General features: G+C 72.9%; 24 protein-coding genes. 13 read left to right on the top strand and 11 right to left on the bottom strand.

What is annotated here, in order from left to right; genetic code table 11:
- Positions 1–123 precede the first annotated feature (123 nt).
- The 3 genes from IAG42_RS01945 to IAG42_RS01935 all read right to left on the bottom strand — a co-directional run bounded on the left by IAG42_RS01945 (position 124) and on the right by IAG42_RS01935 (position 2372).
- The gene (locus IAG42_RS01945; RefSeq protein ID WP_188335252.1) at positions 124–570 is read right to left on the bottom strand and encodes an SPW repeat protein; all 447 of its coding nucleotides are present in this window, start codon (positions 568–570) and stop codon (positions 124–126) included.
- A 97-nt stretch (positions 571–667) separates the two neighbouring features.
- The gene (locus IAG42_RS01940; RefSeq protein ID WP_188335251.1) at positions 668–1822 is read right to left on the bottom strand and encodes a dihydrofolate reductase family protein; all 1155 of its coding nucleotides are present in this window, start codon (positions 1820–1822) and stop codon (positions 668–670) included.
- A gap of 100 nt (positions 1823–1922) precedes the next feature.
- Positions 1923–2372, bottom strand: a complete 450-nt coding sequence (locus IAG42_RS01935; protein ID WP_188335250.1) for a pyridoxamine 5'-phosphate oxidase family protein — start codon at positions 2370–2372, stop codon at positions 1923–1925.
- A gap of 111 nt (positions 2373–2483) precedes the next feature.
- Between IAG42_RS01935 and IAG42_RS01930 the strand changes: the two genes are divergently transcribed.
- Both IAG42_RS01930 and IAG42_RS01925 read left to right on the top strand, forming a co-directional pair.
- A complete protein-coding gene (locus IAG42_RS01930) occupies positions 2484–2720 on the top strand; it encodes a hypothetical protein (RefSeq protein ID WP_188335249.1) in 237 nt (78 codons plus the stop codon).
- A 24-nt stretch (positions 2721–2744) separates the two neighbouring features.
- On the top strand, positions 2745–3086 hold the full coding sequence (locus IAG42_RS01925; RefSeq protein WP_188335248.1) for a VOC family protein: 342 nt from the start codon (positions 2745–2747) through the stop codon (positions 3084–3086).
- 49 nt (positions 3087–3135) lie between these two features.
- Here IAG42_RS01925 and IAG42_RS01920 read toward each other — a convergent pair whose 3' ends face one another.
- Positions 3136–3519 (bottom strand): VOC family protein, encoded by a 384-nt coding sequence (locus IAG42_RS01920; protein WP_188335247.1) that lies wholly within the window; start codon positions 3517–3519, stop codon positions 3136–3138.
- Positions 3520–3620: 101 nt separating this feature from the next.
- Entirely contained in the window at positions 3621–4805 is a 1185-nt protein-coding gene (locus tag IAG42_RS01915) for a TIGR03364 family FAD-dependent oxidoreductase (protein ID WP_188335246.1), read from the bottom strand.
- 128 nt (positions 4806–4933) lie between these two features.
- Here IAG42_RS01915 and IAG42_RS01910 point away from each other — a divergent pair, with 128 nt between their 5' ends.
- Both IAG42_RS01910 and IAG42_RS01905 read left to right on the top strand, forming a co-directional pair.
- Complete coding sequence (locus IAG42_RS01910) at positions 4934–5725, top strand: GntR family transcriptional regulator (protein ID WP_188335245.1); 792 nt, start codon at positions 4934–4936, stop codon at positions 5723–5725.
- Positions 5722–6432 carry a phosphonatase-like hydrolase gene (locus IAG42_RS01905; RefSeq protein WP_223205813.1) on the top strand — a complete coding sequence of 237 codons (711 nt, stop codon included), beginning with the start codon at positions 5722–5724 and terminating at the stop codon, positions 6430–6432. Before IAG42_RS01910 ends, IAG42_RS01905 begins: the two co-directional genes overlap by 4 nt.
- Position 6433: 1 nt before the next feature.
- Here IAG42_RS01905 and pgm read toward each other — a convergent pair whose 3' ends face one another.
- On the bottom strand, positions 6434–8056 hold the full coding sequence (gene pgm, locus IAG42_RS01900; RefSeq protein WP_188335244.1) for a phosphoglucomutase (alpha-D-glucose-1,6-bisphosphate-dependent): 1623 nt from the start codon (positions 8054–8056) through the stop codon (positions 6434–6436).
- A 91-nt stretch (positions 8057–8147) separates the two neighbouring features.
- Positions 8148–8900, bottom strand: a complete 753-nt coding sequence (locus IAG42_RS01895) for a Clp protease N-terminal domain-containing protein (protein WP_188335243.1) — start codon at positions 8898–8900, stop codon at positions 8148–8150.
- Between the two features lie 267 nt (positions 8901–9167).
- On the opposite strand from IAG42_RS01895, the gene IAG42_RS01890 reads away from it, so the two are divergent.
- Positions 9168–9671 (top strand): cupin domain-containing protein, encoded by a 504-nt coding sequence (locus tag IAG42_RS01890; protein WP_394811178.1) that lies wholly within the window; start codon positions 9168–9170, stop codon positions 9669–9671.
- 371 nt (positions 9672–10042) lie between these two features.
- Positions 10043–10483, top strand: coding sequence for an OsmC family protein (locus IAG42_RS01885; RefSeq protein ID WP_188335241.1), 441 nt, complete (start codon positions 10043–10045; stop codon positions 10481–10483).
- A 21-nt stretch (positions 10484–10504) separates the two neighbouring features.
- Here the strand turns inward: IAG42_RS01885 and IAG42_RS01880 are convergent, their stop codons facing one another.
- Positions 10505–12217: a chitinase gene (locus IAG42_RS01880; protein WP_188335240.1), complete on the bottom strand. Its 1713-nt coding sequence runs from the start codon at positions 12215–12217 to the stop codon at positions 10505–10507.
- A gap of 196 nt (positions 12218–12413) precedes the next feature.
- Here IAG42_RS01880 and IAG42_RS01875 point away from each other — a divergent pair, with 196 nt between their 5' ends.
- Positions 12414–12710, top strand: a complete 297-nt coding sequence (locus IAG42_RS01875) for a DUF1905 domain-containing protein (RefSeq protein ID WP_188335239.1) — start codon at positions 12414–12416, stop codon at positions 12708–12710.
- A gap of 54 nt (positions 12711–12764) precedes the next feature.
- Here IAG42_RS01875 and IAG42_RS01870 read toward each other — a convergent pair whose 3' ends face one another.
- On the bottom strand, positions 12765–13265 hold the full coding sequence (locus IAG42_RS01870) for a mycothiol transferase (protein ID WP_188335238.1): 501 nt from the start codon (positions 13263–13265) through the stop codon (positions 12765–12767).
- Between the two features lie 255 nt (positions 13266–13520).
- Here IAG42_RS01870 and IAG42_RS01865 point away from each other — a divergent pair, with 255 nt between their 5' ends.
- From IAG42_RS01865 to IAG42_RS01840, 6 genes are all read left to right on the top strand, one after another.
- Positions 13521–13952 carry a hypothetical protein gene (locus IAG42_RS01865; RefSeq protein ID WP_188335237.1) on the top strand — a complete coding sequence of 144 codons (432 nt, stop codon included), beginning with the start codon at positions 13521–13523 and terminating at the stop codon, positions 13950–13952.
- Between the two features lie 57 nt (positions 13953–14009).
- Positions 14010–14459 carry an ATP-binding protein gene (locus tag IAG42_RS01860; RefSeq protein ID WP_223205812.1) on the top strand — a complete coding sequence of 150 codons (450 nt, stop codon included), beginning with the start codon at positions 14010–14012 and terminating at the stop codon, positions 14457–14459.
- A gap of 174 nt (positions 14460–14633) precedes the next feature.
- On the top strand, positions 14634–15941 hold the full coding sequence (locus IAG42_RS01855) for a polysaccharide deacetylase family protein (RefSeq protein ID WP_223205811.1): 1308 nt from the start codon (positions 14634–14636) through the stop codon (positions 15939–15941).
- Between the two features lie 52 nt (positions 15942–15993).
- The gene (locus IAG42_RS01850) at positions 15994–16872 is read left to right on the top strand and encodes a universal stress protein (protein ID WP_188335236.1); all 879 of its coding nucleotides are present in this window, start codon (positions 15994–15996) and stop codon (positions 16870–16872) included.
- Between the two features lie 95 nt (positions 16873–16967).
- A complete protein-coding gene (locus IAG42_RS01845; RefSeq protein WP_188335235.1) occupies positions 16968–17774 on the top strand; it encodes a MerR family transcriptional regulator in 807 nt (268 codons plus the stop codon).
- Positions 17775–17816: 42 nt separating this feature from the next.
- Complete coding sequence (locus IAG42_RS01840) at positions 17817–19010, top strand: glycosyltransferase (protein WP_188335234.1); 1194 nt, start codon at positions 17817–17819, stop codon at positions 19008–19010.
- Here IAG42_RS01840 and IAG42_RS01835 read toward each other — a convergent pair.
- Both IAG42_RS01835 and IAG42_RS01830 read right to left on the bottom strand, forming a co-directional pair.
- On the bottom strand, positions 18997–19320 hold the full coding sequence (locus tag IAG42_RS01835; protein WP_188335233.1) for a hypothetical protein: 324 nt from the start codon (positions 19318–19320) through the stop codon (positions 18997–18999). The two genes, IAG42_RS01840 and IAG42_RS01835, sit on opposite strands and share 14 nt — an antisense overlap.
- A 70-nt stretch (positions 19321–19390) precedes the next feature.
- Positions 19391–20191, bottom strand: coding sequence for a family 1 encapsulin nanocompartment shell protein (locus IAG42_RS01830; RefSeq protein ID WP_188335232.1), 801 nt, complete (start codon positions 20189–20191; stop codon positions 19391–19393).
- Positions 20192–20195: the final 4 nt, after the last annotated feature.

Raw genomic sequence — 20195 nt, 5'->3', positions numbered from 1 at the left:
TGCGATCACCGGTTGTGGTCACCGACTGTGATCTGTGGGTGTGATCCGTGGGGGACGGATCAGTGTGGGGATGGATGCGTGGGTGTCGACCGGGTACGTGTCCTGGTTCGCCCGCCCGCGGGCCTACGCCGTGGTGTCGCGACCGCTCTTCATCGCGACGCCGACACACGCCAGGCCCAGCAGCACCGCGAGGCCGCCGATGATGACGTTGTTGATGATCACGCCGCGGTCGGGGCTGTCACCCACGACCCAGGGAGAGATGATCATCCAGACGCCCATCGCGCAGATGGCCGCGCTGAGGCCGGACATCCGGGCAGGTGCGACCGTGAAGCCGAGGCCCAGCAGCGCGATCGCGATCCCCATGACGAGGTTGTGCGAGGCGAGGACGGGCTGGTTGGCGGTGAAGTGCACGACCCAGGGGGAGATGGCGCAGTAGAGGCCGAGCAGGAACACCGGCCCGTCCACGAGCGCGCTTTGGCGGCCACCGAGCATGCGTGCGTACCGGTCCCGCATTTCGTGTACGTCGGGGTGACTCGAGAGATCGCCCCTGTGATGGGAAACGTCGGCCATGGAAATCGACTCCTCTTTCACCGAGTCCGACCGCGTCGCGCGGTGGGGCCGACCATCGGGACGGCAGAGCCGCGCATATCCATTCTGCACTTATTTGTTACTTATGTGTACCCGGGTTGACCAGGTGATTGTTGGGGATCATGGCGGCCTCGGCGAGCTCGGGCACCTCCGCGACCGCGATGCCGGCGGCGGCGAGCACCCCGATGCCGTCCGCGCCCGGCACGAACGTGTCCGGCTCGCGCCACGCCGTCACCACCCGGCCCGCACCGGCCTCCACGATCAACCGGGCGCAGGGCTTGGGCCGTGAGGCCCGCCGGGCGCAGGGTTCCAGGCTGCTGTACACGGTGGCCCCGGCCAGGCGCGGCTCGTCGGAGCCCAGCTTGGCGAGCGCCGCCTCCTCCGCGTGCACGGTCGGATCGCCGCCCTCGCGCGAGTAGCCGCGGGCCAGCTCGGTGCCGTCCGCCGCCACGACCACCGCGCCCACGCTGAAGGCCGTCCGGGACGGCGGGCACAGCGTCGCCAGGTCGCAGGCGATCCGCAGCCAGTGCCGGTCCGCCGGGGTCGCCCGCGCCGCCGTCCCGGGGACCGTCGGCGCGTACCGGGTCACGATCACGTCCCCGACCTGCTCGGTGCCGAGCACCCGCATCCGGCTGCGCGGCCCGCCCGGGTAGGCGCCGGGCCCGAACAGGCGCGGCGCGTCCGGCTCGCCCACGACGGTCGGCGCCACGGCCAGCCGCAGCTCGTCCGCGAGGCCGAGCCGCAGCAGCTGTGTGTGCACCCGCGCCCCGCCCTCGACCATGAGCCGCCGCACCCCCCGCCCGCCCAGGTCGTCGAGGAGCGCCGCCCAGTCGACGGCCGGGCCGAGCGCCACGACCTCGGCGGCGGCCCCGAGCCGGTCCCGCGCCGGCCCGGCGCCCTTGTCCGTCGTGTAGACGAGCCGGTCGCCGCCCGTCGTCCAGAAGGGGTCCGCCGGGTCGAACGCGCCCGACGCGCTCACCGTCACCTTGAGGGGGAATGCGGGGCGACCCTCCTCGACCCGCCGGGCGCGCCGCAGCTCCGAGTTGACGAGCAGTCGGGGCCGGTCGGCGCGCAGGGTGCCCGCCCCGACGAGCACCGCGTCGCTCGCCGCGCGCAGGGCGTCGACCCGGTCGAAGTCCTCGGGTCCGGACAGCAGCAGCCGCTCCGGGCCGGTGTCGTCGAGACAGCCGTCGAGCGAGACGGCGGCGGACAGCAGCACGTGGGGGCGGGACATGGCGGCTCCGTGACCAGGAAGGACGTGGAGAGCGAGCCTATCGAGACCGGGAACCGGGGCGTGGAGAGGCCGGCCCGGGGCCCAGGGTCTTTCGCCTGGATCAGGAGGGCGGATGGGTGGGGCTCGCCCCGATGTCCGCGCTCAGCCAGTGCTCCGGCAGCAGTTCCACCAGAGCCACACCCTCGGGCCCGGAGCGGCGCAGCGCGTTGTCGGTGTACGTCGCCACCACGTCCGGGGCCAGATAGCGGCCCACGACCGCCGCGATGTCCTCGGCGCTCGCCGTACGCAGTCGCACCGGGCCCTCGGCCGACACGTAACGGAACGTGGGCTCGACGCGCTGCACGAGCAGGGTCGCGCGGCCCGCGGCGGCCAGCAGGCGTGCCTTGCGGCTGTCGCTGGCGGTGACGGCGGTGAACGGGCCGCCGCCCGGCCGGTAGGCGTACCAGATCGGGACGTTGAGCGGTCCGCGTCCGTCGCGGGCGTCGACCGCGAGGCACGCGGGGTGCGTCCCGGCGAGGAACTCCTCGCGCTGTTCCCGGGTGAGCGGCATGGACCTCCTCCGGCCGCGGGACGGTGCTGTCCCTCCCGTTGTACCGGTGGTGCCCGGGTAACGCATGTGGCGGAAGTGCGAGATCGCCGAGGCGGGCCCAGAATCTTAGACATGTCCCTTATGTCCGCAGGTGTGACATGGCTCGGACTCGGCCTCACGGTCGGCACGGCCGGACTGGTGACCTACGGTCTCGCGGTGCTGCCCTGTTCGGCCTCGGTCCGCCAGGAGGACGCCGAACTGGCCTGCCGCCCGGCACGCCGTACGGCACTGGCGCTGGGGTTGCTGGGTGCGGCCTCACTGGTCGTGGGCACGGTGTTCCTCGTGCTCCACATGACGGACTTCAGCTGACAGCACGGCACGAAGGAGCGTTCCATGACCACCGGTCAGAAGACCGTCATCACGCCCGTACGGGATCTCGACGCGGCCAAGGCCCTCTACACGGAACTCCTCGGTGTGCAGCCCGCCGTCGACGAGCCGTACTACGTGGGCTTCGAGGTCGCCGGACAGCATTTCGGACTCGACCCCAACGGGCACAAGAGCGGCATGACCGCACCGGTCGGCTTCTGGACCGTGGACGACATCACCAAGGCGGTGGAGTCCCTGGTCGCCCGGGGCGCGGAGGTCGTCCAGGACGTCACCGAGGTGGGCGGCACCCGGCGGGTGGCGAAGCTCAAGGACGCGGACGGGAACGTGTTCGGCGTGCTCCAGGACTGACCCGCGCACGGCACGGGCCGCACCCCGAGGGGTGCGGCCCGGCCTTCGCTCAGAACCCGCCGTAGGGGCGCGTGATGACTTCCATGCCGTGGCCGGCCGGGTCCAGGAAGTAGAGCCCGCGGCCCCCGTCGTTGTGGTTGATCTCGCCGGGCCGCTTCAGACGCGGATCGGCGTAGTACGTGAGCCCGGCCTCCCGGATCCGCCCGAAGATCGCGTCGAACTCCTCCTCGGTGACGAGGAAGGCGTAGTGCTGGGCGACGATCGAGTCGGCCGGGATCGTCGCGAAGTCGAGGGTCACGCCGTTGCTCAGTTCGAGCGGGACGAAGGGCCCCCATGTGTCCCCGGCGGTGAGCCCGAGAATGCCCGCCAGGAACTCGGCGGACTCCCGGTTGTCCCGGGAGTGGACGATGGTGTGATTGAGCTGAACTGCCACGATGGATTGCCTCCAGAAGGCAACTCCGGCACCTCCATGCCTCACCCGGACGGTGACCGGCACGCGATGCTGTGTCGATCCTAACCCGCCCGTCACGCCGGTCACACAGTTGTTCGCAGTGCCCCGTCGAAGGTCGCCGCCGCGAGGCCGAACGACAGCGTCATGCCGATCCCGGACGTCACCGTCAGCGCCCTTACGCCCGGGGCGAGATCGCGGACCAGCAGCGGACCGCGCGGACTGCTCGCGTAGACGCCCTGCCAGCGCTCGGTCACCCGCACCTCGCCGGGACCGACGCCGAGGACCCGGGCCGCCTCGCGCAGCAGCAGACGGCTCGTGGCCTCCTCCTGGAAGGGGATCTCCGTCGTGTCGTACGCGTGCGAGTCGCCGACCAGGACCGTGCCGTCGGGCAGCCGCGTGAACATCACGTTGGCGCCGATGCCCAGCAACTCCGCGCTGTGCCCGCTCACTTCCTCCCGCAGCGCGGCCGCGGACGGCATCGCGGTGAAGCCGTCGTAGCGCAGCATCGAGGTCGCGGTGAGCACCGCCGCGTCGCTGCGGAAGCCGGCCGGCGCGGCGATGCGGGCCATCGACAGGCGGCAGCGCTGGATGCCGTGGGCCTCCGCCTCGGCCGGGCGCAGCCGGTCCAGGTCGTGGCCGACGCAGAGCAGGATCTGGTCGCCGTGCACCGGGCCCCGGCTGGTGTGGACGGTGCCGCTCTCGACGCCGACGACGTTCGTGCCCCAGGCCAGGTGCACCCCGGGCTGCGCGGCGAGCCACGCGGCGAGCTTCGGCGCCGCCTCCCGCGGGTTGACCCGCAGGTCGGCGGGGAGCATGGCGCCGCCGGCCAGGTCGTCGCGCCCGTCCGCGGCGCGGCCGAGCGTGTCCGCCACCTCGTCGCGGGTGCGCATGCGGACCGCGTCCGTGCCCCGCTCGTCGCGCAGTTCCTCCAGCACGGCCAGCTCGGTGGCCGACCTGGCCACGACGAGCGCGCCCGCCTCCGGGGCCCAGAGTCCCGCCTTCGCGGCGGCGTCCAGCCATCCGGTCCGCGAGCGCCGTGCCAGGTCGAGCAGCTCGCCGCGCTGGGCCGTGACGCAGCAGTGCCCGAAGTTGCGGACGGACGCGCCGACCGGCCGCAGGTCCCGCTCGACGATCGTGACGCTCAGTCCGCGCCGGACCGCTTCGACGGCGTGGGCGAGACCGACGATGCCCGCGCCGACGACCACGAGATCGGCGCGGGTGCCCGGCAGGGAGGAGCGGGCGGGTGTGGGTGCGGTTGCGATGCTCATGCCGACCACCCTGCGGACCGATCGGCACCCCGGGCAAGTGTTGTCTATACAAGTTTCCCGACTGTTTACCGGAAGGCTGCCAGGACCCACCTTGATTCGCCGGCCGCCGGGCTGCCAGACTTCGAGTTGTGAAGACAAGTGATGACGGGCCGCTGCACCAGCGGCTCGGGGCCGAGTTCCGGCGGCGGATCGCGTCGGGGGAGTGGCCCGAGGGACAGCCCGTGCCCACCGAGGCGCAGCTCTGTGAGGAGTTCGGCACCTCGCGCGGACCGGTCCGCCAGGCGCTGGCGCAGCTGCGCGGGGAGGGCCATCTCGTGGGCGGCCGCGGCCGCCCGCCGGTGGCCCGCAGGATCGCGCCCTCGCAGCCGTTCGCGTCCCTCATGTCGTTCACGCAGTGGGCGCACTCCATCGGGCGCACCCCCGGGCAGTACACCGTCGAGGTGGCCCGCCGCCGCGCCCTGCCCGACGTCGCGGGCCGGCTCGGTCTCGACGAGGGCGCGCCCGTCGTCGACCTGGTCCGGGTCCGGCACCTCGACGGCGTGCCCGCCATGATCGAGCGCTCCACGTTCGTCCTCGACGCCGGACTGCACCTGTTCGCCGTCGACCCGGACGCCGGATCCGTCTACGAGGCCCTGACCTCGCGCGGTGTCGACCTGCACCACGCCCGGCACACCATCGACGCCATCGCGGCCGGACCCGAGGACGCCGAACTCCTCGGCGTCGAGGCCGGACAGCCACTGCTGCGCGTCCGCCGGCTCGCCCACACCCGCGACGGCACACCGGTCGAGTACGCCGACGACCGCTACCTGCCCGCCATGGCCACCTTCACCGTCGAGAACACCGTCGGGGGCCGCACCGTCGCCGGACGCGACCCCTCCGACACCGCACCGCACCGAACCACGAGTGAGGAAAACGAGTGACCGCCCAGACCCCCGCCCCCGCGATCGAGCTCGCCGTCTTCGACATGGCCGGCACCACCGTCGAGGAGCACGGCGCCGTGTACGAGGCGCTGCGCCACGCCGTCGAGACGACCGGAGCGTCCGTCGCCGCGAGCGACCTGCAGACCTGGATGGGCACCGACAAGCGCGAGGCCATCGCCGCGCTCGTCCGCATCGGCGGCGGCACGCCCGACGCCGCGCTCGTGGAGCGCCAGTACGAGGTGTTCCGCGCCTGCCTGCGCGAGGCCTACGCGAAGACGCCGCCGGAGCCGATCGCCCAGGCCGACAAGGCGCTCGCCGAACTGCGCGCCCGCGGCGTCAAGGTCGCGCTCACCACGGGCTTCAGCGACGACGTGGCCCTGCCGCTGCTGGAGTCGCTCGGCTGGGCCACCGGCGAGGGCGGCAACCTCGACGCCGTCGTGACCTCCGACGAGGTGGTCCGCGGCCGTCCGGCCCCGTACATGATCCACCGCGCCATGGAGAAGACCGGCGTCGTCGACGTGCGCCGGGTGCTCGTCGCCGGGGACACCGCGGTCGACCTGGAGGCGGGGACGAACGCGGGCGCCGGGGTCGTGGTGGGCGTGCTCACCGGTCAGCTGACCCGTGAGCAGCTCGAGGCCCACCCGCACTCCCACGTCCTGGACAGCGTCGCGGACGTCCCCGGCCTGCCGGAGACCGCCCGCGCCTGACCTACGCCAGCGCCGCGTCCACGATGGCCTGCGCCTCGGCCTGCACCTGGGCGAGGTGCTCGGCCCCGCGGAAGGACTCGGCGTAGATCTTGTACACGTCCTCCGTGCCGCTGGGCCGGGCCGCGAACCACGCGTTCTCCGTGGTCACCTTCACGCCGCCGATCGCCGCGCCGTTGCCCGGCGCCTCGGACAGCCGGGCCGTGATCGGCTCGCCCGCGAGGGTGTCCGCGGTGATCGCGTCCCCCGTGAGCTTCGCCAGGCGGGCCTTCTGCTCCTTGGTCGCCTTGGCGTCGATCCGGGCGTACGCGGCGCCGGACGCCCCGTGCTCGGCGGCGAGTTCCGCGTAGTACACCGACGGAGTCCTGCCGGTGACGGCGGTGATCTCGGCGGCGAGCAGGGCCAGCAGGATGCCGTCCTTGTCGGTGGTCCAGACGGTGCCGTCCGTACGCACGAAGCTCGCGCCCGCGCTCTCCTCGCCGCCGAACGCGACCGACCCGTCGACCAGTCCGGGCACGAACCACTTGAACCCGACCGGCACCTCCACCAGTTCACGCCCCAGCGAGGCGGCGATCCGGTCGATGACGGCGCTGGAGACCAGCGTCTTGCCGACGGCCGCCGACGCCGACCAGTCGGGCCGGTGCGTGAACAGGTAGTGGATGGCTACGGCCAGATAGTGGTTCGGGTTCATCAGACCCGCGTCCGGGGTGACGATGCCGTGCCGGTCGGCGTCCGCGTCGTTGCCGGTCAGCAGGTCGTAGTCGTCCCGCCGCGCGAGGACCGAGGCCATCGCGGGCGCGGAGGACGGGTCCATCCGGATCTTGCCGTCCCAGTCCAGCGTCATGAACCGCCACGTCGGATCGACCTCCGGGTTCACCACCGTGAGGTCGAGCCCGTACATCTCGGCGATCCGCGCCCAGTAGTCGACGCTCGCCCCGCCCAGCGGATCGGCGCCCACGCGCACCCGGGCCGCCCGGATCGCCTCCACGTCCACGATGTTCTTCAGGTCCGCGACGTAGTGCTCACGGAAGTCGTACGGCTCCCAGGCGGGCTCGGCGTCCGAGCGCGGGGACCACGCGGGGTCCTCCAGCAGCTCGTTGGCGCGGTTCGCGATCCACGAGGTGGTCGTCGAGTCGGCCGGACCGCCGTTCGGGGGGTTGTACTTGAAGCCGCCGTCGCGCGGCGGGTTGTGGCTCGGCGTGATCACGATGCCGTCGGCGCGGTCGGCCGGCCCCGTCGCGTTCCAGCGCAGGATCGCGTGGCTCAGCGCGGGCGTCGGCACGAAGCCGTCGTGGGCGTCCGCCAGGATTCGTACCCCGTGCGCGCTCAGCACGCCGAGGGCGGTCTTGAGCGCGGGCCGGGACAGGGCGTGCGTGTCCGGGCCGATGAACAGGGGGCCCGTGATGCCCTCGGCCGTGCGGTGCTCGACGATGGCCTGGGTGATCGCGGCGATGTGCTTCTCGTTGAAGGCGCCGTCGAGGCTGGAGCCGCGATGGCCACTCGTGCCGAAGACGACACGCTGCTCGGGGCGCGTGACGTCGGGCTCCCTCGTGTAATAGGCGTCGATCAGCTCGTCGAGGTCCACGAGGTCGTCCGGCCGGGCGGGGGTTCCAGAGCGGTCAGTCATGGGAGCAGTCTCCCATCCGCGGCGAAGGCGGGAGCCGGACGCCCGGCGATGTGTCCGGTCCGGTGGCGCCGCCGCCGGACCGGACGGACCGTCAGCCCTGCGCCCCTTCCTGAGCGTCCTGAGCGTCCTGCTTGTACTGCTCCAGGGCCTGGGCGATGTCGGCCTCGGACGCCTCCTTGGTGATGCCGAGTTCGGCGAGCACGCCCGTGCCGTTCGCCTGCTCCAGCAGAGCGAGCAGGATGTGCTCCGTTCCGACGTAGTTGTGCCCGAGGCGCAGCGCCTCACGGAACGTCAGCTCCAGCGCCTTCTTGGCGTCCGCGTCGAAGGGGATGAGCGCGGGGACGTCGCCGTCGCCCTCGGGCAGCGACGCCGTCGCCGCCTGCCGCACGGTGTCGAGCAGGACGCCCTGCGCGCGGATCGCCTTGGCGCCGAGCCCGTCCGGCTCGTGCAGCAGCCCGAGCAGCAGGTGGGCCGTGCCGATGGAGCCGTGGCCGCCGGCCTTCGCCTCGTTCTGCGAGGCGACGACGACGTTGCGCGCCCGCGGGGTGTAGCGGTTGAAGCCCTGCTGCGGGTCGAGATCGCCCTCGGGGCCCTTGGCCACGAAGCGCTTCTGCGCGGCCTGGCGGGTGACCCCCATGCTCTTGCCGATCTCCGTCCAGGAGGCGCCGGAGCGGCGGGCCTGGTCGACGAAGTGGCCGATGAGGTGGTCCGCGATGTCACCGAGGTGGTCCGCGGCGAGCACCGCGTCCTGGAGTTGTTCGAGGGCGTCGGTGTGGACGTTCTTGATGGCCTCGATCAGGTCGTCGAGGCGTACGGGCTGATTCATGCCGACCGGATTCGTCATGGAGGCAACCTTAGGTTGACAGTGCAGGGGTGTCAACCTTCAGTTGACACCCCTGTCGCTCGGGGAGGGTGGTGCCGAAAGGTGAACGGCTTCGCCGTTCAGCCTTCATCGGGGAAATGTGACCCGAAGGGTCTGCATTTCAGGGGCGCGGGGAACTGCGCGAGAAGCCCCACCGGCCGTCGGGTGGCGACGTCGGCGCGGAGTCACGGCGCGGAACCGGACCCGCCCCCCCGCGTAGGCTGCCGACCGGTCAACCCTCCGGGAGGAATGAGAACAATGCCCGCCGCCCACGTCACCCTCACCGACGTACTGGCCACCGCCGCCCCGGACGCGACCGGTGCCCTGTGGCGCCTGGAGGGCGCGGCCCGCCAACTGGACGCGAACATGATCCGGCTGCGCCCGGACGCGCGGGGCACCGCCCACGTCGAGGCGGACCTGGACGTACTCCTCGTCGTCGTCGCCGGAGGCGGAACGCTCCACCGGGCGGGCGCCGACGAGGAGTTGGCCCCCGGCGTCCTCGCCTTCGTCCCGCGCGGCGAACAGCGAGCCGTGAGCGCGGGCCCCGACGGCCTCGTCTACCTCACCGCCCACCGCCGCCGCCCCGGCATGACGATCCGCCGCGCCCCGGGCGCCGTGACCGCGGAGGGTGGCGAGGCGCCGTGCCTGCTGCCCCGGGTCTGCGCGGAGTGCGGCCGCGCGGCCGACGACGCGGCGGCGCGGTACTGCTCCCGCTGCGGCGAGCGCCTGCCGAGCACGGAGGATCAGGCGTAGCGATCTCGCCGTGGCTGCCGGGTCACCGTCATCCGGCCGTACTTGCGTCGACAAGATCGCGCCAGTGGTCGCATTTCGAACTTCGATGTCCGCCATGCGTACGGCCTCCGGCGTCCGGAGTACGTCACTTCCGGCCACTGATTCAACACGGACGGTTGCCGAAAGCCGGGGGTCCGGGATGTGATCGCGCCCGGCGCGCGGCAGACTCTGGCCCGCGGCGGACACCGGCTCCCGCTCCGGCCGCCGCGGAGTGGGGAAGCACCACCGGGGAGCCCGCGCGTGTGGGGCGCGCGGGCTCCCCGACCCCGCGGGACCGCTCCCGGGCCTCCGCTCCGGGGGCGCCGGGCGGCCCGCGTCGATACCGTTCCGCCATGGCCGACTACCGCATCGAGACCCTCCGCAACGGCGAACGCGACTGGACCGCCCGCAACGACCGGGGCGCCGAGGTCCGAATCGCCCCCGCCGACTCCGCCGGCGCCCAGCCCTCCTTCACCCCCGTCGAACTGCTGCTCGCCGCCCTCGGCGGCTGCGGCGGCCTGGTCGTGGACCGCACCGCCCGCACGGTCGAGCACGACGCGCTGCGCATCGTCGTCGAGTCCGTGTCCCGCCCCGAGGACGACGGCCGGATCGGTGCCGTCCGCGTCTCGTACGAGATCGAGCTGCCCGAGGGCGAGCCCGGTGCCGCCGAGGCGCTGGAGCGCGGCATCCGGCTCACCCACGAGAAGTACTGCACGGTCAGTCGCACCGTCGAGCACGGCGCCCGCGTCGAGGCCCTGGGCCCCGACGGGACGATGCTCTTCATGGGCGGCTGACCGCGGACCGGCCCGCCCGCACTACGGCAGGGCGTGCACCTTCGGTCCGACCGCGCTCGACCAGGCGCCGCCCGCCGTCGCGTCCCAGTTCGTCGACCAGGTCATCGCGCCGCGCAGCCCCGGGTACGTCTTCGACGGCTTGAACGTGCCGCAGCCGGTGCCGCGCGCCAGGCAGTCGAGGGCCGCGTTGACCACCGACGGGGCGACGTAGCCGCTGCCCGCGCCGCGCGTGGACGCCGGGACGCCGAGCCCGACCTGCGAGGCGTCGAGGCCGCCCTCCAGCTGGATGCAGGCGAGCGCCGTGAGGAAGTCGACGGTGCCCTGGCTGTAGACCTTGCCGTCACAGCCCAGCATCGAACCGCTGTTGTAGTACTGCATGTTGACGACCGTGAGGATGTCCTTCACGTTCAGCGCGGTCTTGAAGTACTCGCCGGCCGTCGACTGCATGTCGATCGTCTGCGGCGCCATCGTCAGCACGAACTTCGACCCCGCCTTGGCGGCGAGCTGACGCAGCGCCTTGGTCATGTACGTCGAGTTCAGCCCGTTCTCCAGGTCGATGTCGACGCCGTCGAAGCCGTACTCCGACATCAGCGCGTACGCGCTGTCGGCGAAGGCGGTCGCGGACGCGTCGCTGTTGACGGAGATGCTGCCCTTCTCGCCGCCGACCGAGAGGATCACGGACTTGCCCGCGGCCTGCTTCGCCGCGATGTCCGCCTTGAAGTCCGCTGTGGAGGCGTAGCCGACCGCCGGGTCCAGGTTGAAGGTGATCTGCCCCGGCGTGGTCGTCGCGTCGGCGAAGGACACGGCGATGATGTCGTACTGCGCGGAGACGTCACGGAGCTTCTGCACCGTCGCGCCGTTGTCGAAGTTCTGCCAGTAGCCGGTCAGCGCGTGCGCGGGCACCGTGCCGCCACCGCCCCCGCCGCCCCCGGACTTCGCCGTGCGCGCGCTCACCGCCGTGGACCGGGCGGACTCGCCCGCCGCGTTCGACGCGCTGACCTGGAAGCTGTACGCGGTGTCGGCCGCGAGCCCCGTGACGGTCGTGGCGGCGCCCGCGACGGAGGCGACCTTCGTGCCGTCCCGGTAGACCGTGTAGTTGGTGGCGCCGCTGACCGGCGTCCACGACAGGTCGACGGACGAGGCGGTCACCGTGCCGGCGGTGAGCCCGGCCGGCACCGCCGGGATCACGACGGGGTCGGTGCCGCCGCCCCCGTCCGGGCCGCGCACGTCGATGTCGTCCGCGTAGTAGGCGCTCTGCCCGTACCAGCCGTGGGTGTAGATCGTGACCGAGGTCGTGTTCGGGCCGGTCGTGAAGCCCGTCGTCAGCTGCTGCCAGGACGATCCGCCGGGGGTCCAGGTCGAGACGTCGGTGGTGCCGGTGCCCCGGGCGCCCAGGTACACATAGCTGCCCTGCACCCAACTGCTCATCTGGTACGTCGAGTTGGGCTTGACCGCGACGGTCTGGCTGCACTCGGCGGTGTCCTGGCCCGAGGGGGTCGCCTTGAGGGCCTTGGCGCCGCCGTGCACGGGCGAGGTGACGGCGGTGCCGCTGTTCGCGCTGCACGTCCAGCCGCTCAGGTCGGCCTCGAAGCCGGCGTTCTTGGCCACGTTCACGTCGGCGGCCTGGGCCGGCGCGGCGAGCGCCGTGACGCCGAGCGCGGCGGCCGAGGTGACGGCGAGCAGAGCGCCGAGCCTCCGGCGGGTGCCGGTTCTGCGATGACGTACACGGTCCACGGGTGCCTCCGGGGGGAGAGGTGAGGAACGGGAGTGAACGGTGGCCACCGCTGCTGTGCGCCAAAGTTGGTCCAGACCAATCGAGTTGTCAAGGGTTCACGTTCCGGCCGGATGCGATGAGTTCTCCGGCGGGGCACGGTCATCACAGGTGGGCGGGCCGCACCGGACCGGCCCCAGACGATCACCGGAGGCCGCGATGAGCGCGCACGCGAACGCCGAAACGGCGCTGGACAAGGAGTTCAGCGCCGTCCTGGAGAAGAGCCCGGAACCGGGCGGATGGACTTATGTGGTGTGGCCGGAATCGGCCGCCTTCTTCGGTACCCGGGGCCTGGTCAAGGTCCGCGGCACCGTCGACGGCCGCGCCTTCACCAGCTCCTTCATGGCCCTCGGCGACGGCCGCCACAAGCTGCCGGTGAAGGCCGAGCTGCGCCGGGCGATCGGCAAGGAGGCGGGCGACGTTGTCACGGTCCGGCTGGAGGAGCGGCTCGGCTGAGCGGGCCCGAAGGCCCGGAGCGGGCGCCTGCGGTGCGGCGCCCGCCTCGGTGACTCAGAGCAGGCCGCGTACGTAGGCCGCCTGCCCGGCGTGCTGGAGGTCGTCCGACAGCACGCTGATCAGCCGGACGGCCAGCGACACCGGCGGGTCCCAGCGCGTGTCGACGATGCGGTCGAGCGCCGCGTCGTCGAGTCCGGCCAGGAAGGCCATGGTCTGCTCGTGCACCGCGTCGTAGTACTCGCGCAGCACGTCGGCCGACTCCACCCGCACCTCGCCGACCTGCTTCGGCGAATGCCCGTACCCCGTGTCCGCCTCGGGCAGCGGCAGGTCGAAGCGCTCGGCCCAGCCCTGCGACCGCCACACCTGGTCGCGGTCCGCCGCGTCCGCCAAGTGGTCGTCCTGCACCCGGGTGAGATGCCAGATCAGCCAGGCGACGGAATTCGCCTCGGCCGTCGGGCGGGCATGAAGATCGGACACGGAAATGCCGTCCAGTACGGCGTGCACTTCCTCGCGAATTCTTCCGTAACCGTCGATGAGAACCTCGTGTGAGCGCATGAGGAGCAGTGTCGTCCACCGTGCCGGTTTCGGCCAATTCTGGGCCGGACTTCGGCAGGAGACTGGCGCGAAAGCTGTGGTGACAGTGGGTCCCGAGTGCCGATACTCAACAGGTGGGATGGTTGAAATCCGTTCCGCGACAACGGGGCACGGCACGTCGAGAACCGCATCGCCGGCCGTTCCCGCCGCCGCGCTCGATCACTGGTCAATTGCTCACCAAGTACTGATCAATGACGTCAGGCAATGGGGGAGATCGTGCACGACGAATTCCTGTGCCATGTCACCGCGTACGGAATCTCCGGCGGACGGCGCGTGGGGGTCCCGCTCGGCACCTACCGCGCCCCGACCCTGCCGCTCGCCCTGTGGTGGTTACGGGACCGGGCGTCCTGGATCGCCGAGCGCCTCGACCCCCGCCCCGGACTTCCGCACTTACCCGAAGGGGCCCTCGTGCCGGTCGCCGAGGACGCCCCCGATGTGCCGGCCCGGCTGCGCGCCTGGTGCGCCGACGACGGACAGCAGGACCACGCCGCCGAGGAACTGGCGGACGGGCGGCTGGTGCGGATCACCGCCCAGGACGACACCACCGAGTACGAACTCCTGGCCGAGTCCGTGGACGCACTGCGGATGGCGAGGACAGCGCTGCGCGTCACATCCCCCGGCAGGACTGCCCTGCCCGTCCCGGGGTAGCAGCACGCTGCGGAAGCCTCCCCGACGGAGGTCCTCCCGGTGTGAGAGAGACGCGGAATGACGGAACGATTCGACGAGGTGCCGGCGCCGAGATGCGGCGCGGCGACCATGGAACCCCTGTGGCGGGCGACCCACTACTCCGGCGGCACGGGGTGCAGCGCGCAGGCGCGCGCTTTCGCCGAGGCCTTCCTGGCCCGGCTGCGGCAGACCTGGAGCGTCGCCCTGGACCGGGTGACCGCGGGCGACGTCCTGCTCGTCGTCAGCGAGCTGATCACCAACGCGGACCGGCACAGCCCGGGCCCCTGTGTCCTCGAACTCGAGGGGACGCCCCGCCAGGTCACCGTCACCGTCTACGACAGCGGGGCCGCCGTCCCGTACCGCCGGCCGCGCGATCCCGCCCGGGTCGGCGGACACGGACTCGAGATCGTGGGCGCGCTCGCCGAGCTCCGCGTGGAGCGCGTACCGGTCGGCAAGCGGGTCAGCGCCGTCCTGACGCTCCCGGCCTGACCGCTCCGGTTCGACCCGCCCCCGACCCTCCCTTTGCCCGGCTTAAGGGCCCTTTTGCGCGCCGCGCCGCCTGAAATGAACCTTTTGTCCGTTTATCGGTTCTACGGTGCGGGGGTCGGTGTCCGTGCGGGGGGACGTACAACGCGCCCTCGCGCGGCGCGGGTTGGGATGTCCATGAGTTCCAGCAAGGCAATGAGCCGCAGGGAGATGGGGCGCCTGGGTCTCGGGGTCGGTCTCGGTGCCGCCGCCGCGGCGACGCTCAGCGGATGCGCCGGCGAGGCGGAACAGCCCGCTCCCCAGGCCGGTCCGGGCCGTCGCCCCGACCGCCCCGCCGCCCCCAAGAAGAAGGCCCCGCGCCTGATCGGCGACGGCTCCACCTCCTACACCGGCGCCCAGCCGAACCAGCCGGCCGCGGCCGCGCCGCTGGAGCCGGGCCAGACCCCGCCGCAGTTCGTGATCTTCTCCTGGGACGGCGCGGGCGAGGTCGGCAACGGGCTCTTCCCGCGCTTCCTCGACCTGGCCCGTGAGCACAACGCCCACATGACCTTCTTCCTCTCCGGGCTCTACCTCCTGCCGGAGTCCAGGAAGCGGCTCTACAACCCGCCCAACAACCCGGTCGGCGCCTCCGACATCGGCTACCTCACCGACGGACACGTCCGGGAGACCCTCAAGAACGTCCACCAGGCCTGGATGGACGGCCACGAGATCGGCACCCACTTCAACGGGCACTTCTGCGGCGGCTCCGGCTCGGTCGCCAACTGGAACGCCGCCCAGTGGCGCAGCGAGATCGAGCAGGCCCGCACCTTTGTCAAGTCCTGGCGCACCCACACCGGTTGGCACGACCACCCGTCGCTGCCCTTCGACTACGACAAGGAACTCATCGGCGGCCGCACCCCCTGCCTGCTCGGCCAGGAGAACCTGCTGCCCGTCGCCCGCGAGCTCGGCTGGCGCTACGACGCCTCCTCGCCCGGCGGACTCCAGCGCTGGCCCGACAAGAAGCAGGGCATCTGGGACCTGCCCCTGCAGGGCATCCCGTTCCCCGGCCACCGCTTCGAGGTCCTGTCGATGGACTACAACATCCTCGCCAACCAGTCCAAGAACTCCACCCGCGCCCCGTCCTACAACTACCCGGGCTGGCGCACCCAGGCCACCGAGTCCTACCTCGCCGGATTCCACCGAGCCTACGAGACCAACCGCGCCCCCTTCTTCATCGGCAACCACTTCGAGGAGTGGAACGGCGGCATCTACATGGACGCCGTCGAGGCCACCCTCAAGCAGATCTCCGACAAGAAGGACGTACGGCTCGTGTCCTTCCGCCAGTTCGTCGACTGGCTGGACGCCCAGGACCCGGCCGTCCTCGACCGGCTGCGCTCGCTCCAGGTGGGAGAGCGGCCCTCGGGCGGCTGGAACACCTTCCTGCGCCCCGAGAAGACCGGGACGGCGGGCAAGCCGGCCGAGGGCGCCGCCGGTCACCGCGCGTAGTGAGGCAGGATCGGGAGGAGACACACGTACGCCGCACAAGGAGGAGAGCCGGATGAACAGGCCGATCACCGCGGGAGTGGACGGATCACCCGAGAGTGCGGCCGCCGCCGCGTGGGCGGCCCGCGAGGCGGTGCGCCGCGACCTGCCGCTGCGGCTCGTGCACGTCGGACAGCTCCTGCCCGAGACGCTGGTCCTCGCCGCCGACGAGGCCGCGCAGATCCAGTGGGCGCACGACCTGCTCGCGGAGACCCGGCGGGAACTCGCCGAGCGCCACCCGGGACTCGCCGTCACCACCGACGTCCTGGAGGACGACGGCGCCGGCGAGTCCCTGATCGCCGCCGCGGCCGGCGCGGAACTGCTCGCGCTCGGCTCGCGCGGCCACGGCCCGCTCGTCGGCTTCCTGCTCGGCTCCGTCGGGCAGCAGGTCATCGCGGGCGCCGAGCGCCCCGTCGTCCTGGTCCGCTCCGGCGACGAGGCCCCCGGCGAGGCCGCCGGGCGCGATGTCGTCGTCGGACAGGAGGGCGATCCCCAGGACAGCGCGGACGCCCTGGAGTTCGCCTTCCGCACCGCCGCCGCCCGCGGCGCACGCGTGCGTGCGGTGCGCGCCTGGAGCCTCCCGCCCGTCTTCGCCTACAGCCCGGCCTCGCTCGAACTCCTCGACGAGTCCGGCGGCCTCGAACCGTACGAGAAGAAGGCCCTCGGCGACGCCCTCGCCCCGCTCCGCGAGCGGTACCCCGACGTGCCGGTCGTCGAGCACACCGAGATCGGCAGCGCAGGACAGGTCCTCCTGTCGGTCGCCGCCGACGCCCAGCTCCTCGTCGTCGGGCGGCGCGCCCGGCGCACCGCCGTCGGTGCCCGCATCGGCTCCGTCGCGCACGCGGTCCTGCACCACGCGCCGTGCCCGGTGGCCGTGGTCCCGCACCGCGACTGACCCCACGAGCCGGGCCCCGGCGCCTTCGCCGAGGCCCGGCTTGAGCCTCCCCTTACGTCAGGCTGCATGCTCGAGGCCGACGAAAGGGCACGGGCATGCAGTACTCGATCGGGCAGCTCTCCGAGGCCGCCGGGGTGACGGTGCGCACCCTGCACCACTACGACCGCACCGGGCTGCTCTCGCCGAGCACCCGCACCCCGGCCGGCTACCGCCGCTACGACGACGCCGACCTGGCCCGCCTGCGGCAGATCCTCTTCTACCGCGAACTCGGCTTCCCCCTCGACGAGATCGCCGCGATCCTCGCCGACCCGGACGCCGGTGTGCTGGACCATCTGCGGGCCCGCCGCCGCCAGCTCACCGAGCAGCTGGAACGCCTCACCCACCTGGCCGCACTCACCGACCGGGCCATCGAGGTGCAGAGGACCGGCGTGCGCCTCACCCCCGAGGAACGCCTCGACGTCTTCGGCGACATCGCCTTCGACCTCAGCTACGCGACCGAGGCCGACGTCCGAGGGCGGGACTCGGCGGGCCACCGCACCGCGATGGCCCGCGCCGCCGCCCACTCCAAGGAGGACTGGCGCACCCTGATGCGCGAGGCCGCCGCGTGGCGCCGCGACCTCCTCGCCGCGTACGACGACGGCCTTCCCGCCGACGGACCCGAGGCCATGGCTCTGGCGGAGGAACAACGCCGCCACACCGCCCGCTGGTTCACCCCCTGCCCGCCGGGAACCCACCGCCGCATCGCCGACGACTTCGCCGCCGACCCCCGCGCCTTCGCCCTCGTCGTCCCGCCACCCCAGCAGCGCCCCGGCCTGGCCGCGTATCTCAGGACCGCGGTCCACGCGAACGCGGCCCGCCTCGACGCCGCCCCGGAGACCTCCGAGGGCTCCCCGGACCGGTGAGGAAGGGCCCGACCACCGACACCCACCCTCCCAGGAGCCGTCATGAAGATTCTCATCGCCACCGCGGGCTCCCGTGGTGACATCGCGCCCTACACCGGGCTCGGCGCCGGGCTGCTCGCCGCCGGGCACGACGTGCGGGTGGCCGCGCAGGAGGAGTTCGCCCCGATGGTGCGGGCCGCCGGGCTAGGGTTCCGGGCGCTGTCCGCCGGGCCGCGCCGGGCTCCGGGGCAGGGGCGGACGCTGATGGGGAGCGCCTCCGCGTTCGCCGCCGACCTGGGGCGCGGCTTCGAGGACCTCCTGGAGGCCGGCACCGATCTGATGCTCCTGTCCGCCACCACGGCCCCGTTCGGCCCGCACCTCACCGAGGCCACCGGCATCCCCGCGGCCGGCGCCCACCTCCAGCCCAACGCCCCCACGGGCGCCTTCCCGCCCGTCGTCGCCGGGACCCGCTCGCTCGGACGGTTCGGCAACCGCCTCGCGGGCCGCTTCGCCCTGCGCATGGTCGACCGCGTCTACGCCCCCGCCGTACGGGACCTGCGGGCCCGCCTCGACCTGCCACCCGCGCACGGCCCCGAGGTCCGCCGCCGCGAGGAGAGGGCCCACCGTCCGGTGCTGCACGGATTCAGCGAGGCACTCGTGCCGCGCCCCGCCGACTGGCGGCCCGGGCTGGAGGTCGTCGGTACCTGGTGGCCGTATCTCGCCACGCGTGAACTGCCGCCGGAGGTCGAGGACTTCCTCGCCGCCGGGCCCCCGCCCGTCCTCGTGTCCTTCGGGAGCATGGCGTCGGGGGAGGGGGAGCGGCTGAGCGCGCTCGCCGTCGAGGCGCTGCGGGGCGCGGGGCTGCGCGGCATCCTCCAGTCGGGCGCCGCGGGGCTCGCCGCCGACACCGACGGCATCCTCACCGTCGGCGACCTGCCCCACGAACTCCTGCTGCCCCGCACCGCCGGCGTCGTGCACCACTGCGGCGCGGGCACCTCGGCCGCCGCCGCCCGCGCGGGCGTGCCCTCGGTGCCGGTGCCGGTCACCGCGGACCAGCCGTTCTGGGCCGGCCGGCTGCACCGCGCGGGCGCCGCCGTCACCCCGATCCCGTTCGGGCAGCTCACCGCCGCCCGCCTCACCGCAGCCCTGCGCGCCCTGCCGGAAGCGACCGGCGCAGCCGGTGTCGCCGCCCGGATGGCCACCGAGGACGGCGCCACAGCCGCGGTGAAGGCGGTCGAACGCCTCATGCGTGGCTGAGGATCGTCACCAGTGCCGTGCCCTCGAACACGAGCTGCGCGGCGAGTGCCCAACGGCGCACCCGCACGCCGGGCGCGGCCTGCACCACCACCAGCGCGGCGAGCCCCAGCACCAGCGCCCCGGCGAACACCTGGTTCGGGAGCGAGGAGCCGCACCGCTCCCCGTACGTGAGACAGCGGCCCGCCCGTTCGGACATCAGGGTGAGCACGGCCGCGCCGAGGGCCGCGGGCAGGAACAGCACGGCGGCCACGGCGGACCAGAAGCGCGGTCGCTGCGGCGCGTCGAAGGGCCCGGTGGGGAGAGGTTCCATGGCGCCATCGAACGCGCCGGGCCCGCACCGGCGCACCGGTGCGGGTACTCAACCGCCGGGGCGCGCCTACTCAGGCGTTGAGCGCGACGACGGCCTCGTCGGTGTAGGGCAGGAAGGTCAGCGTCTGCTGGAAGTACAGCTCGATGCCGTGCGCGTCGTGCGTCGTGTAGCCGATCGCCAGGTCCTCGCCGAGCCGCAGCTCGAAGTCGCCGCCCCGCGTGGACAGCACGAAAGCGCCGTTGAGCGCGGGCGCCCAGATCAGCTCACCGTTCAGAAGGCGGCCCAGGTGGTTGGCGATCGGATAGCCGTGGTCGGAGGTCTCGCTGACCGCCGTGTAGGCGTCCGCGCCGAGCAGCAGCGCGTACGGGCCGTCGACACCGGCGAGGCGCAGCGCGGTCAGCGCCCGGCTGATCGTGTCCGGATAGTCGCGCGGCTCGGCCGGCAGGCTGAGCACCGGGTTCGAGGTGCGCTCGCGCAGCCCCGGGATGCCCGCCGCCGCGTACCCGTCGAAGATCGCCTGGTCCTCGGCGAAGGCCATGGCGCGGGCCGCGTCCTTCACCGGCTGCCAGTCGGAGTCCTGCGCGCCCCGCTCCACGTCGTCGACGGCGTCCCGGCTCACGGTGAACGGCACCCGCAGGTCGACCAGCTGCTGCACCCCGCGCAGCCTGGCCAGGACGCCCGGCGCCGGCGGACTGATGTCGCTGAGATGGCCGGTGCCGACCGCGGCGAGCTCGGGGCCGTCGGGACCGGTGACGTCCACGACGCGGCGGCCCGCCACATGGCGCTGGAAGGTGCGCCGCGCCTCCTCCTCGATCTCGGCCCATGCGGCGGGGGTGATCGGCGCGAGTTCCCGGTGCAGGTTCGTACTCATGGTG

The sequence above is a fragment of the Streptomyces xanthii genome (assembly GCF_014621695.1).
Classification (GTDB): domain Bacteria; phylum Actinomycetota; class Actinomycetes; order Streptomycetales; family Streptomycetaceae; genus Streptomyces; species Streptomyces xanthii.
This window is presented reverse-complemented; position numbering and strand designations above follow the sequence as displayed.